This is a genomic window from Opitutaceae bacterium TAV5 (assembly GCA_000242935.3).
Lineage (GTDB): Bacteria > Verrucomicrobiota > Verrucomicrobiia > Opitutales > Opitutaceae > Geminisphaera.
Genome location: CP007053.1, coordinates 1,623,676 through 1,638,838, shown reverse-complemented (window position 1 = coordinate 1,638,838; position 15,163 = coordinate 1,623,676). Strand labels below are relative to the sequence as shown.

12 protein-coding genes are annotated in these 15,163 nt (G+C 65.1%); 3 read left to right on the top strand and 9 right to left on the bottom strand.

Features of this window, described 5'->3' with window-relative positions; translation table 11 throughout:
- Positions 1-266 precede the first annotated feature (266 nt).
- Complete coding sequence (locus tag OPIT5_07470) at positions 267-767, top strand: Mn-dependent transcriptional regulator (protein AHF90086.1); 501 nt, start codon at positions 267-269, stop codon at positions 765-767.
- 334 nt (positions 768-1,101) lie between these two features.
- Here the strand turns inward: OPIT5_07470 and tsf are convergent, their stop codons facing one another.
- Positions 1,102-1,683, bottom strand: coding sequence for an elongation factor Ts (gene tsf, locus OPIT5_07465; GenBank protein ID AHF90085.1), 582 nt, complete (start codon positions 1,681-1,683; stop codon positions 1,102-1,104).
- 74 nt (positions 1,684-1,757) lie between these two features.
- Positions 1,758-2,663, bottom strand: coding sequence for a 30S ribosomal protein S2 (locus OPIT5_07460; protein ID AHF90084.1), 906 nt, complete (start codon positions 2,661-2,663; stop codon positions 1,758-1,760).
- A 253-nt stretch (positions 2,664-2,916) separates the two neighbouring features.
- Here OPIT5_07460 and OPIT5_07455 point away from each other — a divergent pair, with 253 nt between their 5' ends.
- The gene (locus OPIT5_07455) at positions 2,917-4,176 is read left to right on the top strand and encodes an MFS transporter (protein AHF90083.1); all 1,260 of its coding nucleotides are present in this window, start codon (positions 2,917-2,919) and stop codon (positions 4,174-4,176) included.
- 170 nt (positions 4,177-4,346) lie between these two features.
- Here OPIT5_07455 and OPIT5_07450 read toward each other — a convergent pair whose 3' ends face one another.
- From OPIT5_07450 to OPIT5_07425, 6 genes are all read right to left on the bottom strand, one after another.
- On the bottom strand, positions 4,347-5,153 hold the full coding sequence (locus OPIT5_07450) for a hypothetical protein (protein ID AHF90082.1): 807 nt from the start codon (positions 5,151-5,153) through the stop codon (positions 4,347-4,349).
- Between the two features lie 49 nt (positions 5,154-5,202).
- Entirely contained in the window at positions 5,203-5,652 is a 450-nt protein-coding gene (locus OPIT5_07445; GenBank protein AHF90081.1) for a hypothetical protein, read from the bottom strand.
- A 61-nt stretch (positions 5,653-5,713) separates the two neighbouring features.
- Entirely contained in the window at positions 5,714-7,150 is a 1,437-nt protein-coding gene (locus OPIT5_07440) for a multidrug transporter (protein AHF90080.1), read from the bottom strand.
- An 18-nt stretch (positions 7,151-7,168) separates the two neighbouring features.
- Positions 7,169-10,291, bottom strand: coding sequence for a multidrug transporter (locus OPIT5_07435; GenBank protein AHF90079.1), 3,123 nt, complete (start codon positions 10,289-10,291; stop codon positions 7,169-7,171).
- A 94-nt stretch (positions 10,292-10,385) separates the two neighbouring features.
- Positions 10,386-11,546 (bottom strand): hemolysin D, encoded by a 1,161-nt coding sequence (locus OPIT5_07430; protein ID AHF90078.1) that lies wholly within the window; start codon positions 11,544-11,546, stop codon positions 10,386-10,388.
- A 76-nt stretch (positions 11,547-11,622) separates the two neighbouring features.
- The gene (locus tag OPIT5_07425) at positions 11,623-12,159 is read right to left on the bottom strand and encodes a transcriptional regulator (protein AHF90077.1); all 537 of its coding nucleotides are present in this window, start codon (positions 12,157-12,159) and stop codon (positions 11,623-11,625) included.
- A 200-nt stretch (positions 12,160-12,359) separates the two neighbouring features.
- On the opposite strand from OPIT5_07425, the gene OPIT5_07420 reads away from it, so the two are divergent.
- A complete protein-coding gene (locus tag OPIT5_07420; GenBank protein AHF90076.1) occupies positions 12,360-13,298 on the top strand; it encodes a LysR family transcriptional regulator in 939 nt (312 codons plus the stop codon).
- 423 nt (positions 13,299-13,721) lie between these two features.
- Here the strand turns inward: OPIT5_07420 and OPIT5_07415 are convergent, their stop codons facing one another.
- Entirely contained in the window at positions 13,722-14,816 is a 1,095-nt protein-coding gene (locus OPIT5_07415) for a deoxyhypusine synthase (GenBank protein ID AHF90075.1), read from the bottom strand.
- Positions 14,817-15,163: the final 347 nt, after the last annotated feature.

Below are 15,163 nucleotides of genomic sequence, written 5' to 3'. Positions count from 1 at the left end.
AGATTTAGCATAAGCTACAATTAATAGCCGAAGCATTTATTTGTGGCCGTCAAAACAAATCTCGCGTTGTTGCAAAAACAGGAGCGGCGGCGTCCCCGCCGCCGGACGGGATGACAGTCCCGCCATCATACCAGACAGGCGCGCTGGCGCGCGTCCGGCGGCGGGGACGCCGCCGCTCTGTCTGAGCCACTTTGATTTACATCCGTAGCAAGCGCTACATCCTGTTTGTCTTGGACATGAGGCGCGTTTTGGTGTGAAGTGCCGGCATGACATCCGGAGCCACCCGATCGACCGCCGCTACGCGGAAGAATGTCGCGCGCAAACCCTCCGCTCGCGCCGGAGCGGCGGCGTCGCGCAAGGAAAAGCTGACGCAGGCGGAGGGGCTGCGCAGCACGCGGGAAGCGCATGCGCGCGAAACGGCCGAAGATTATGTGGAAGCCATTGCCGAGCTGATCGCCACCATGGGCGAGGCCCGCGTCACCGATCTGGCGCGCAAGTTCGGGGTGACGCATGTGACCGTGAACCGGACGATCGCGCGGTTGCAGCGTCTGGGCTACGTGACGTCACTGCCGTATCGTTCGATTTTCCTGACGGAGCTTGGCAGCAAGACCGCCAGTGACGCGAGGCGGCGGCACGAGATCGTGGTGGAATTTCTGCGTCTTCAGGGCGTGCCGGAAGCCGCGGCGCAACGCGACGCCGAAGGCATCGAGCACCACGTGAGCCCGGAAACCCTGGCGGCCTTCGAGCGCGCCCTGAAGCGCGGCTGAAGGTGAGTGGCGGGGGGCCATACCAAAGCCCCAAAGCCTTCGGATTTTTACACAAAGGCCTTGGGGTGGCTGAGCCGCAACCGAAGGAGGAAGAATGGCCACGAAAAACACGAAAAAACACACCGCGCATGAAATCCCCCATCGCGCTTATAAGCGCGCGAGAGATTCTCGTCGGACAGAAAGGAATTTTGTGTTTTTTGTGGCCCTCCCGGTTTGAATCCGGAACGCATACGATCCGTAATGGCGATCCTCCCGATGCGGGCATAAAAAACCGTCCCGGAGTGCCCGGGACGGTTTTTGGAATGAAGCGAAACGGTTCGCCGGACCGTGCCGGTCAGGCGCCGAGCTGGAAGCGGGCGAAACGGCGGATCTGGATGTTCTCGCCGGTCTTCGCAATCTGCTCGGTGAGGATTTCCTTCACCGTCTTTTCGGGCTGCTTGACGAAAGGCTGGTCGAGCAGGGCGACGGTCGAGAAGTACTTGTCGAGCTTGCCTTCGACGATCTTCTGGATCGCCGCGGGCGGCTTGCCGGCGACCTGCGCAGTGGCGATCTCGCGCTCCTTGGCGATGTTCTCTTCGGGCACCTCGTCGCGCGACACGCAGATCGGGCTGGCGGCGGCGATGTGGAGGCAGATGTCCTTCACGAACGCGCCGAACTCTTCGTTGCGGGCCACAAAATCGGTCTCGCAGTTGACCTCGACGAGGACGCCTACCTTGCCACCGAGGTGGATGTAGCTTTCGACCCGGCCTTCCTTGGTGGCGCGGTCGGCGCGCTTGGCGGCGGAGGCATTGCCTTTCTTGCGGAGGATGGTGATGGCTTCCTCGACGTTGCCGTTGGTTTCGACCAGGGCCTTCTTGCAGTCCATCATGCCGGCGCCGGTCTGTTCGCGCAGGCTGTTCACCATCTGGGCGGTAATTGCTGTCGTTGTTGTAGCGGTACTCATTGTTAAACGGGTTCCTTTCCGGAGGGAGGGATTGGCTGGAGGGCGGCTTACTCGTCGTCCTTGGGGGCGGCGATTTTCTTGCGGACCGGAGCGGCCTTCTTCTTGGCGGGCTTGATGACTTCGCCGTCTTCACCGATGATGTCGGCGACGACTTCATCCTCGATTTCGACCACGGCCACGGCGGCGGGTTCTTCGGTGATGCCGGCGGCGGCGGCCACGGCGGCGCTGGCGGCCTTGAGGTCGGCGGCGCCACGGGCGGCGCGACGGCTGTCACGCTGGGAAAGTCCGCTCTGCACGGCCTCGACGATGGTGTCGACGATGATGCGGATGGATTTCACCGCGTCGTCGTTGCCGGGAATCGGGTGGGAGAGTTTGGTCGGGTCGGAGTTGGTGTCGACCAGGCCGACGCAGGGGATGCCGCAGCGGGCGGCTTCGGCGACGGCGATGTCTTCATGATTGGCGTCGACGACGAACATGGCCGAGGGAAGCTCGGGCATGTCGACGATGCCGGCGAAGTTCTTGTTCATGCGGACCATCTCGCGCTTGATGGCGGCGCCTTCCTTGGCGGAGAGCTTGTTGATGTCGCCGGAGGTCTCGAGGGCCTGGAATTTCTTGAACTTGGCGATCGATTTCTTGACGGTCGCGAAGTTGGTGAGCGTGCCGCCGAGCCAGCGGTCGACGCAGTAGGGCATGCTGGTGGAGGTGGCGGCCTCGCGGAGGATTTCCTGGGCCTGCTTCTTGGTGCCGACAAAGAGCACGTTGCCGCCGTTGGCGACGGTGTCCTCGATGAAGGTGTAGGCTTTCCTGAGCAGTTCGTGGGTCTTGCCGAGGTCGATGATGGTGATGCCCTGGCGGTGGTCGAACACGTAGGGCTTGGAGCGCGGGTTCCAGCGCTTGGTCTGGTGACCGAAGTGGACGCCGGCGTCGAGCAGGTCTTTGGCAGTGACGTTCATGATGTTGATCTATGTATCTTCCTGACACACAGGTCGGCCAGTGGGCCGCCTTGCGATCGGGTGATGGAGTGTTGTGGTTGTGTGTGACTGGTTTCCCGGCCCGGAAGCGGGCAGGAAAGGGTCGATCACACGGATCAGGGGAGGCCGAGGCAAGCGCGAAGTGCGGGAAGCCCGGGCCGTCGGGCCCCGGTCACCGTTTTCGGGTATGGACGGTGTCGTCGGGACGGGTTGATGATGGGCGGTTTCTTTTCCCGTGAAAACCGTTTCGCTCCTGCGCTCGTTCCGTTCCCGCAACTACCGGCTGTTCTTCTCCGGCCAGGCGATCTCGCTGATGGGCAACTGGATGACAACGACAGCCTCCATGTGGCTGGCGTACAAGCTGGCGGCGAGTCCGTTTCACGTGGGGCTGGTGGGGTTTGCCACGCAGATTCCCCTGCTGGTGCTGGCGCCGTTCACGGGGGTGACGGGCGACCGGCTGGACCGGCGCCGGCTGCTGATCGGGTTGCAGATGTGTTCGCTGGTGCAATCGGCGTCGCTGGCGACCGTGACGCTGACCGGGAACATGACGATCACGGTGCTGGTGGGGCTTTCGCTGGTGCAGGGATTCATCAATGCGTTCGAGTTTCCGACGCGGCAGTCCTTCGTGGCGGAGATGGTGGACCGGCGCGAGGATCTGCCCAATGCCATCGCGCTCAATTCCTCGATGTTCAACATCGCGCGGTTGCTCGGGCCGGCGATCGCGGGCGTGCTCATCAACCGCTGGAGCGCGGGCGTGTGTTACGCGATCGATGCCGTGAGTTACCTGCCGGTGATCCTGAGTCTGTGGATGATGCGCGTGCAGCCGCGGCCGCCGCGCGAGCGGGTGACGCGGGCGTGGGAAGACTTCGGGGCGGGCCTGGCCTACGTGCGGGCGGAAGGCGGGCTGCGGAGGCCGCTCCTGCTGGTGGCGGTCAACGCGCTGGCGGGGTTCGGGGCGAGCACGCTGGCGTCGGTGTTTGCGGGCGGGGTTTTTGACGGCAATGCGGCCATGCTGGGGCATTTTTATTCGGCGGTGGGCGCGGGGGCGTTGCTGAGCGCGATCATCCTGGGGACGCGCACGACGGTGGACCAGCTCCGTCCGTGGATCGTGCGCGGCACGGTGCTGGTGGCGGCGAGTTCGCTGGTGATCGCGCTGAGTCCGTCGGTGTGGGTGGCGTATGTCGGTTATTTTGTCAGCGGGACGGCGGTGGTGCTGGTGATGGCGGGCAGCAACACGCTGATCCAGGCGCGCGTGGCGGACGACAAGCGGAGCCGCGTGATGGGGCTGTTTGTGATGGCGCAGGGGGTGGCGCCGATCGGGGCGCTGCTGACGGGGTGGGCGGCAGCGCACTGGGGTCCGCGGCTGGCGCTCGGCCTGTGCGCGGCGGTGATGGCGGTGGCGGCGGTGGCGTTTGCGAAACCGCGCTCGGCGCCGGCGGCGGGTGAGCCGGTCCGGCCGGTCGTCGGCGAGGGCACGGGAGCGCCGTTCGTGTGAGCGGAAACCGCAGCAGAGGGAACCGCTAAAGGGCGCTAACGGACGCTCAACAAAGACATTGTCAGACAGGACGACCCGACAATGTCTGCACTTGGGAGGTGATGCCCCGCTCTCCTGATTCCATTATCAACCGGTTCTCCTTTAGCGGTTTTTAGCGTCATTTAGCGGTTTCAACTCTGGCGGGCGCCGGAATCGGTGACGAGTTTCCGGAGGATTTCCAGGTCGGGGCGGGGTGCGCTCACGGATGCGAGGGAGAGGAAGCGCGGGGCGGGCAGCGGCTCCGTCGTGGCCGGGGCGGGCGGCAGATCGGGTTTGTATTCGAAAGGAGCGGCGAAGCGGACCCGCCAGATGTCGTAGAGGTGTCGGCGGCTGCCGGGGAGGCGGACGCCCTTGCCGTTGGGGCGGCTCACGCAAATGCGCACCGGGAGGGTGTGGAAGCCGGGCGTCAGTTCCGCGGTGGCGCGGACGGGGAGTTCGTAGACGGCCGCCTGGCCGGCCGCGAGGTGGAAGTCGAGATAGTCGCGCACGGGGCGGTCGAGGCCGGGATGGTGCGAGATGCGGGCGTGGACAACGCGCTGGCGCGAGGCGTAGTTTTCCAGGAAGACAAGAAGGCGCGCCGTGCCGCCGGGAGGCAGGACGTCGGGATAGACGAAAGCCGTGGCGGCGACTCCGCGGCTGGTGCAGATGACGTTGAAACCGAGCACGCCGGCGAGGACGGAATGCGAGCGGGGCAGCACGCTTTTATCGCGCAGGGCCCGGATGACGCAGAGCCATCCCCACAGGCTGAGCGCGCCGGCGAGCGTCGCCGGAATCCAGGCGAGAGTCGGGGCATGGCGACCGAAGAACGCGAAGCCGGCGATCGCCGCCAGCGTGCCGACAAGCGAAGCGAGGACCACCGGCCAGCCGCCGCGGCGGTACGGGCCGGCGTCGGGGGCAGGGTCAGCGGGAACGGCGCGGAGGAGTGGCGATGTGCTCATGAGAGGGAGACGGCGGGGGGCAGGGTCCGGCATGGCCGGAACCCGGCCGTCAGATATGATGACGCCGGCGGTAGCCGGTGCGCACGGCCATGACGAGACCGAGCATGATCAGGATCCGGGAGGCGATGCCTTCCATGAAGTGGTTGGGTATCGAAAAGGCCAGCCAGACCTGGAGGCCGACGTAGAAGAGGAAGGCGACCAGCGATGCGCGGAAGGGCGCGTACTTCGCCCACCAGGCGAGGGCGAGGAAGAGGAAGCCGACGCCGAACATCACGCAGACGACATCGCGTATCGGCACGGGGATTACGGGCGCAGCGACGCGGCGCGAGAGAAAGAGATTCGCCAGCCAGAGGTAGAGCGGATAAAGCGCGGTGAGAAACTCGACGAGGGCGGAGACGAGCAGCCAGTCGCGACCGGAAAAAAGTTGCTGCTCTTGCGCGGAGCGGGTCTGGCACTCCCGCAGAAGGTGCCAGGGATCAGCCGGGGAAGGTGGGTGCATGGGAGGGGGGAGGATGGGAGGCAGGGGAGAGATGGGAGGTATGGGAGATATGGTTTTGGCTTCAGCTTTTGGGCTCCTGGTCTTCGGGTTTTTCCTCCTGTGTCCAGCCGCCGCCGAGAGCCTTGTAGAGATCGACGAGGCTGATGAGGTGGAGTGCGCGCGAACGGATCAGGCTCTGCTGGGCGGCGAAGAGATCCTGCTGCGCGGTGAGCACGGTCAGATAATCGGCCACGCCGCCCTTGTAACGGATGTCCGAAAGATCGTAGCGGCTCTGCTCGGCGGTGACCTGCGCTTCCTGTGCGGCGAGCTGTTCGTCGTAGGAGGAGCGGGCGGCGAGGCCGTCGGCGACTTCGCGGAAGGCCGTCTGGATGGCTTTTTCGTAGGCGGCGATCTCGATGCGTTTCTGGATCTCGGCGACATCGAGCGTGGCGCGGTTGCGGCCGCCGGTGAAGATCGGAAGCGTGATCTGCGGGGCGAAGCTCCAGGTGCCGGAGCCGGCCTTGAAGAGGCCGTCGAGATCGGCGCTGCTGGTGCCGCCGAAGGCGGTGAGCGTGATCGACGGGAAGAAGGCGGCGCGGGCCGCGCCGATGTTGGCGTTGGCGGAGCGCAGGGTGTGCTCGGCTTGCAGGATGTCGGGCCGGCGTTGCAGGAGATCGGCCGGCAGGCCGGCGGGAAGATCGGTGATGAGGTTCTGGCCGGCGAGGGGGAGCGCGGCCGGCAGATCGTCGGGGAGGGGCGCGCCGACGAGGAAGGCGAGGCCGTTGCGCGCCTGCGCGAGGAGGCGCGTGTATTCGGCGATGGTGGCGCGGGTGCTGGCGACCTGGGCCTCGGCGGTGCGCAGGTCGAGCTCGGTGGCGACGCCGTTGTCGTAGCGATGTTTGATCAGGTTGTACGAATCCTGGACGAGCGCGAGCGTGCGGCGGCCGAGTTCGAGCTGCTCGTCGGCGGAGCGTTCGGTGAGGTACTGGGTGGCGAGGGTGGAAATGAATGCCAGTTGCGCAGCGCGGCGGGCTTCTTCGGTGGCCAGCCAGGTTTCGAGCGCGGCGGCCTTGAGGCTGCGCACACGGCCGAAGAAATCGATCTCCCAGGAGGCGACGCCGCCCACGCGGTACTGGCTGGCGGTGTAGGCCCGGCCGGAGGAGGAGAGGTCGGCAGGCGTGCGGCCGCGGCTGCCGTCGGCGGCGCCGTCGAGCGTGGGCCAGAGGGAGGAGCCCTCGATCCGGTACTGGGCGCGGGTCTGCTCGACGCGGAGGAGCGCGGTGCGCAGGTCGCGGTTGTTTTCGAGGCCGACGGTGATGAGCGCGCGCAGGCGCGGGTCGCCGAAAAAGGTGGCCCAGGGGATGTCGGCGGCCGTGCCGGCCGCGTCGGCGGACATGGCGGTGGCGGCGGGCCAGGCGTCGGGGACGGGCGTGGCGGGACGCTCGTAATCGGGCGCGAGGGTGCAGCCGGCGAATGTCAGCAGGAGGGTGATGGCGGCAGCGGCGAGAGTGCGGTGCATGGAGGAGAGTACGTGAGTTCAGGATTTCTTGACGGGACCGCTGCGGAAGAGGCGGGTGACGACGACGTAGAAGACCGGCACGAGGAGCACCGCGAGAGCCGTGCCGGTGATGACGCCGCCGAGGACGCTGGTGCCGATGGCATTTTGCGAACCGGAGCCGGCGCCGTTGGAGAGGGCGAGCGGGAGCACGCCGAAGCCGAAGGCGAGCGAGGTCATCAGGATGGGCCGGAGGCGGAGGCGCGCGGCGTGGATCGTGGCTTCGACGAGCCCCATGCCGTGATCGTAGCCTTCCTTGGCGAACTCGACAATGAGGATGGCATTCTTCGACGAGAGGCCGACGGTCGTGAGAAGGCCGACCTGGAAGTACACGTCATTGGGCAGGCCGCGGAACGTGACGGCCAGCACGGCGCCGAGAATGCCCAGCGGCACGACAAGCATGACGGCAAAGGGTACCGTCCAGCTTTCGTAGAGCGCCGCGAGGCAGAGGAACACCACGATCAGCGAGATCGCATAGAGCGCGGGAGCCTGCGAACCGGAGAGACGTTCTTCGTACGAGAGGCCGGCCCAGGAGTAGCCCATGCCGCCGGGGAAGGCCTCGGCGATTTTTTCCATGGCCGCCATGGAGGCGCCCGAGCTTTTGCCGGGAGCGGGGTTGCCTTCGATCTTGATCGAGGGAAATCCGTTGAAGCGCTCGAGCGCGGGAGAGCCGTAAATCCAGCTCGTGCCGGAAAAGGCCGGGAAGGGCACCATCTGGTCGAGATTGTTGCGGACATACCAGCGGTCGATGTCCTCGGGATTCATGCGATACGGAGCGTCGGCCTGGAGGTAGACTTTCTTGACGCGACCGCGGTCGATGAAGTCGTTGACGTAGGTGGAGCCCCAGGCGGCGGAGAAGGTCCGGTTGATGTCCCCTATCCTGAGACCGAGCGCGGAGGCTTTTTCGTGATCCACGCTGAGCTTGAATTGCGGGGTGTCGTCGAGGCCGCTGGGCCGCACGCGGGAGACTTCGCCGGTGTGTTCGGTGAGGGCCGACTGGAGGAGATCGCGGCGGGCGGCCATGAGGGCGTCGTGGCCGAGGCCGGCGAGGTCCTGGATGCGGAAATCGAAGCCGTTGCCGGTACCCATTTCCGGAATGGCGGGAGGAGTAAAGGCGAAGATCTGGGCGCCTTTGACCGTCTGGAACCGGGCCATGGCGCGGTCGATGACGGCGTTGACCTTTTTCTCGGCATCCTTGCGCAGGCTCCAGTCCTTGAGCTTGATGAAACCGAGTCCTGCGTTCTGGCCGCGTCCGCCAAAGCTGAAACCGGCCACGGTGAAGAGCGCCTCCACGGTGTCTTTTTCGTCGTTGAGGAAGTAATGTTCGAGATCCTCCAGGACGGCGCGCGTCTGCTCCTGGGTCGAGCCGGGAGGGAGGCTGAGCTGGAGGTAGGCCTTGCCCTGGTCCTCGTCGGGGAGGAAGGCGGTCGGTATGCGCATGAAGACCACCGCCATGGCGACGGCGATGCCGCCGTAGACGAGCAGCGAGCGGCCCCAGCGGCGGATACAGGCGGTGGTCGCCGCGGAATAACCCTGGGTGAGGCGCTCGAAGCTGCGGTTGAACCAGCCGAAGAAGCCCCGCTTCGCCGCGTGGTGCCCGGGATCGACCGGCTTCAGGATGGTGGCGCACAGGGCGGGCGTGAAAACGATCGCCACGAGGACGGAGAGCATCATCGCCGAGGCGATGGTGATGGAGAACTGCCGGTAGATGACGCCGGTGGAGCCGCCGAAGAAAGCCATCGGGATGAAGACGGCGGAGAGCACGAGCGCGATGCCGACGAGGGCGCCGGTGATCTGGTCCATGGATTTGCGCGTGGCCTCCTTGGGTGGTAGCCCTTCCTCGGCCATGACGCGTTCGACGTTCTCGACGACAACGATGGCGTCGTCCACGAGCAGGCCGATGGCCAGCACCATGCCGAACATGGTGAGCGTGTTGATGGTGAATCCGCATGCGGCCATGACGGCAAAGGTGCCGAGCAGCACGACGGGCACGGCGAGCGTGGGGATGAGGGTGGCCCGGATGTTTTGCAGGAAGAGAAACATCACGATGAACACGAGCACGATGGCCTCGATGAGCGTCTTGACGACTTCCTCGATGGAAAGAAGCACGAACGGCGCGGTCTCCATCGGGTAGATGACCTTGAGGCCGGGGGGGAAGAAGCGGGAGAGTTTCTCGATCTCGGCCTGCACGAGGTTCGAGGTGTCGAGGGCGTTGGCGCCGGAGGCGAGCTTGATGGCGAGGCCGGACGCGGGTTTGCCGTTGAGCCGGGCCTGGGTGTTGTAGTTTTCGCCGCCGAGTTCGATGCGGGCGACGTCGCGGAGGCGGACTTGCGAACCGTCGGTGTTGACGCGCACGAGGATGGCCCCGAATTCCTCGACCGTGTTGAGCCGGGTCTGGGCGATGATCGTGGCGTTGAGACGCTGGCCGGGCTGGGAGGGAAGGCCACCGAGGGAGCCGGCGGTCACCTGGGCATTCTGGGCGGTGATGGCGTCGGTGATGTCGTTGATCGTGAGCCCGTAGTTGGTGAGCGCGTCGGGGTTGACCCAGATACGCATGGCGTACTTGGCGCCGAAAAACTGGGTGTCGCCGACGCCGGGAACGCGGCCGATGGGATCCTGGACGCTGGAGGCGATGAAGTCGGAGATGTCGGCCTCGGTCATGGAGCCGTCTTCGGAGTAGAAGCCGGCCACGATGAGGAAGTTGCGGGTCGACTTCTTGACCGTGATGCCCTGCTGCTGCACTTCCTGCGGGAGCAGGGGGGTGGCGAGCTGGAGCTTGTTCTGCACCTGCACCTGGGCGATGTCGGGATCCGTGCCCTGGTTGAAGGTGAGCGTGAGCTGCATGGAGCCGTCGGCGTTGGAGGTGGACTCCATGTAGCGGAGGTTGTCGATGCCGTTCATCTGCTGCTCGATGACCTGCGTGATGGTATCCTGCACGGTCTGCGCGGAGGCGCCGGGATAGGTGGCCTGCACGTCGATGGTCGGCGGCGCGACGTTGGGATACTGCGAGATGGGCAGCGTCTTGATGGCGAGGGCGCCGGCCATCATCATGATGATGGCGATGACCCAGGCGAAGACGGGACGGTCGATGAAAAATTTGGCCATGTGGTGGAAAGGCTGAAGGCTGGAAACCTGAAGGCGGAATCAGGACTCGGCAGTGGGCGTGTGGTCGGGTGGGTGCGTGACGGGATGCTGCCTTCTAGCTCTTCGGGCTGTCGGGCCTGGCCCACGAGGGAGCGACGGGTTTCACGTGCGTGCCGACGCGGATGCGCTGGAGGTTTTCGACGATCACCTGGTCACCGGCCTTGAGGCCGGATGTGACGAGCCACTTGTTGCCGATGGTGCGGTCGGTTTGCAGGACGCGCTGTTCGACCTTGTTGTCCTCGCCGACGACAAGCGCCACGGCTTCACCGCGCATGTTGCGGCTGACGCCCTCCTGCGGGACGAGCAGTGCATCCGGATTGATGCCTTCGACGAGCTGCGCGCGGACAAACATGCCGGGGAAGAGATCGCCGCGGGGATTGGGGAAGACGGCGCGGACGGTGATCGAGGAGGTCGTGGGGTCCACGGTGATGTCGGCGAACCGGAGCGTGCCGGCTTCCGGGTATTGCCGGTTGTCGTCGAAGAAGAGCCGCACCTGGGCCTTGCCGTCGGGGGTGCTCCTGAGGCGACCCTTTTCGAGATCTTCCTTGAGGCGGAGGATCTGGCTGGCGGGCTGGACGACATCCACGTAGATCGGATCGGTCTGCTGGATGGTTGCCAGGAGCGTGGCGGAGCCGGCCTGGACGTAGGCGCCTTCGGTCACCCAGGATTTGCCGATATGGCCGGAGATGGGGGCGTAGACTTTCGTGTAGTTGAGATTGATCCGGGCCGTGGTGACGGCGGCCTTGGCCGAGGCGATATCGGCGGCGGCGACCTTTTCGGCGGCGAACGCATCGTCGTAACCCTGGCGGCTGACGGCGTTGACCTTGATCAGTTCGGCGTAGCGTTCGACGTCGAGTCTGGCGGACGCGTGGCTGGCCTCGGCGCGGGCGAGCGCGGCTTCGGCGCTGGCGAGCGCGGCCTCGTAGGGCTCGGGATCGATCTGGTAAAGTTGTTCACCTTCCTTCACATCGGCGCCTTCCTCGAAGAGGCGCTTGAGGACGATGCCGTTGACGCGGGCGCGGACCTCGGCGATGCGCCAGGCGGAGGTGCGGCCGGGAAGGGAGCGGGTGAGCGTGACCGACTCGGTGGCGAGGGTGACGACGCCGACTTCGACCGGAGGCGGTTCCTTGGCGGTGCCGGCGGCGGAGTCGGTCTTCGAGCAGCCGGCGAGAAGGGCGGCGGCAAGGGTGGTGACGAGGAGCTGGATATGGCGCATGTGCGTGGTTTGAAAAACGGGAAAACGGAGGATGACAGCAGGGAGCGGAGACCGGCGGAATGCTGTCCCGGACAGATCAGGCCGAAGCCGGAGTGAGCCTGGTATTGCTGCTTTCAGCAAGTCGGGCCGTGCGGGCATCGAGCGTATCACAGGCCGCACGGAGAGCCGTTAAATGCGAAGAGTCCAGCGGCTCCATCATTTCGATCATGGTGTCGAGAACATGGGCGACCGCCGCGGTGTATTTTTTGTGGCCGGCGGGCGTGAGCCGGGCGAGGACCTGGCGACGATCCTGCTGGCTGCGTTCGCGGGCGATGAGGCCGGAGAGTTCGAGGCGTGTCAGCACGTCGGTGACGGTCGGAGGCCACATGACGGCGAGGGCGGCGAGCCGGGTGGGCGCGAGCGGAAGCGGATCGTGAGACGAGAGAACGGACAGAATCTTGAAACCGGTTTCGGTGAGCTTCTGCTGCGAGAGGCTGTGCCGCAGCAGGGTCTGGATGCGCGACGACGTGTTCAGCAGGGCGAGCAGGATGCGGCAGCGCGGTTCCTCCTCGCCGGCGCTCTGGCTGGCATGAAGACGGAGGGCGTCCCGGAGAGGATCGGTAGCAGGTACCATGGTGTGTGACGGATTGAAAACCGGAAAGGCGAACGCAATGGCGAGCCGGTGTGGTAGCGTCTGGATCGGAAAAAAAGAACCGCCGCGGGTCGTCGTTCGTTACGGGGCCGCGGCGGAAGTGCGGGAAGATAGCACCGGATGGCCGGGAGCGATATGACTTTGTTGTTTGCCCGCTGATAACTTCCGGTTATCAGCAGGGGATGGAGTTGAGGCATCTGCGTTATTTTGCGGCAGTGGCACAGGAATTGAGTTTTCGGCGCGCGGCGGAGCGGCTGCATGTGGCGCAACCGGCGTTGAGCAAGCAGATCAGGGATCTGGAGCATGAGGTGGGCGTGGAATTGCTGGAACGCGATACGACCGGGGCCCGGCTGACGGATGCGGGAACGGTGTTTCTGGCGGAAGTGGAACGGGTGCTGGAACAGGTGCGGCAGGCGGTGGAGTTTGCGCGCGAGGCGAAGCAGGGCAAACGGGGCCAGTTGACGATCGGCAACGTGGGGACGATGTCGGCGAGTTTCATGCCGGCGAGCCTCGCGGCGTTTCGCGAAAAATATCCGGATGTGGATGTGGCGTTGCGTGAAATGCGTTCGCTGGACCAGATCAACGCGCTGACGTCGGGAACGATCCAGATCGGTTTTGCCGGCAGCATCGGCACGGCGATTCCGGAGGAGGATGTGGAGATGTTGCCGGTGTTGCAGTCGCCGATGCGGGTCATCCTGGCCCGGGCGCACCCGCTGGCGGCTAACCCGACGCTATCGTTTACCCAGTTGCTCGACGAACGGTTGCTCGGCGTGGCCGACCCGAAACGGGTGGGACCGGATCACGGCGAACTGATACGGGGATTGTTCACGAAACGGGGGATGAGGCCGGGCATCGTGAAGCGGGTTGACAGCCTCGAGTCGTTGCTGGCGCTGGTGGCGGGGCAGCAGGGCGTGTCGATCATGCCGCACATTATCAGCACGCATCATGCCGACGGGATCGTGAGCCGGTCGATCCGGGAAGGTGGACCGGAACTGATGTTTCATCTGTGGGCCGTGTGGCGGCGCGGGGAAACGTCGCAGATCGCGCACAATTTTATCGATGTGCTGCGCAAGGTCCAGGGGAGAACCCGGCGCGAACGAAAGGCCGCCGCTGCACGATAAAAGGAGCGGCGGCGGAGAGGAAGAAGTTCGGGGAATCATCACCCCGCGACAGCGCGTCGGCGGGTGGTCGGGCGGGTATCCGCCGACCCGGTAAGGTCTTTACCCGACTACCGGTGGCCGGCGAAATCTGTAAGATGTCTGGTGTCAGTCGCCCGGATACATTTCCGGAGGGCACGGTGCAGGTCACTGGGCCCTCCCGGATCAATGCAACGACGGTGGCAGAGAGTCAGGGCATCGAGGGGTTTTCATGTTTCCCCCTGGTTGCCCGGCACTTTAGTTGCCGCCCGTTTGCGCCGCCCGCCTTGGCAGTTTACTGCGAGGCGGGCGGTTTTTGTTGGCCGGCGAGGTCCGCGAGCGGGGCAAGGCCGGGCGAGGACAGATCGCCGTTGATGCCCTGCGCGGCCTTGCCCGGTCGGGGGGGCGTTACTGCCCGAGCACCCAGGCGAAGATCAGCGGCGCGACGATCGTGGCGTCGCTCTCGACGATGAACTTCGGCGTGGAGGCGGCGAGCTTGCCCCAGGTGATTTTTTCGTTGGGCACCGCGCCCGAGTAGCTGCCGTAGCTCGTGGTCGAGTCGCTGATCTGCGAAAAATAGCCCCAGAGCGGCACGCCGGTGCGCTCGAGGTCCTGGTGGAGCATCGGCACCACGCAGATCGGGAAATCGCCCGCGATGCCGCCGCCGATCTGGAAAAAGCCGATGGAGCCTTCGCCGGTCTTCAGCGTTTTGGCGGTCTTCGTGTACCACTCGGCCAGCCAGGCCATGTACTCGATGCCGCCGCGCACGGTGCGGGCGTCGCGGATCTCGCCGGTGACGACGCGACCGGCAAACATGTTGCCCAGCGTCGAGTCTTCCCAGCCCGGGACGATGATCGGCAGATTTTTTTCGCAGGCGGCGAGCATCCACGAGTTCTTCGGGTCGATCTGGAAACTCTTCTCCAGTTTTCCCGAGCGGATGATCTTGTACATGAACTCGTGCGGGAAATACCGTTCGCCGGCCCTGTCGGCTTTCAGCCACTCCTCGGCCACGACGGCCTCGATGCGGCGCATGGCCTCGGCCTCGGGGATGCACGTGTCGGTGACGCGGTTCATGTGACGGTCGAGCAGCGCCTGCTCGTCATCGGCGGTGAGGTCGCGGTAGTGCGGCACGCGTTCGTAGTAGTCGTGGGCGACAAGATTGAAGATATCTTCCTCCAGATTGGCGCCGGTGGAGACGATGGCGTGGACCTTGTCCTGCCGGATCATTTCGGCGAGCGAGAGGCCGAGCTCGGCGGTGGACATGGCGCCGGCGAGGGTGACGAGCATCTTGCCGCCGGCCTTGAGGTGGGCCTCGTAACCTTTGGCGGAGTCGATGAGGGCGGCGGCGTTGAAGTGGCGGTAATGGTGCGCGATGAACTGCGAAACCGGTCCCTTGCGGGCGGCGAGTTTTTTGTTCACGTCCTCGGTGCGTTGCGACTGGCGCTTCGCGGACTTGATGACGCGAGCTTTGGTTTGGGTGGCAGCTTTGGCTTTTGCTTTCATGGAAAGAGATACGGTGTTTCTGACAAAGTCTCCCAGCAAACCCCGACGCGCTCCCGCGCCAACAACAAAGAACATCCCGGTACGCTGTCCCGGATAATTTCAGTTCATGATCGCATCAGGCAAACGGGACGATCCGCTGCCTGGATCGTTGAATACCGGCGGATGGAATCCACGGCTTCGCCAGCATCGCAGGAGGCATGCCAGTGCCGGCCGGTGCCGGCGCAACCACCGTGGATGGCGATGCGACCGGCGGCGGAACCGGTGAGCGAACCGGCGTTGACGCGTGTAGTGCCTCACCACTACAGAAACACGCTGTCGGCGATGGAGAGGGGGCGAGCGCCGGGTTA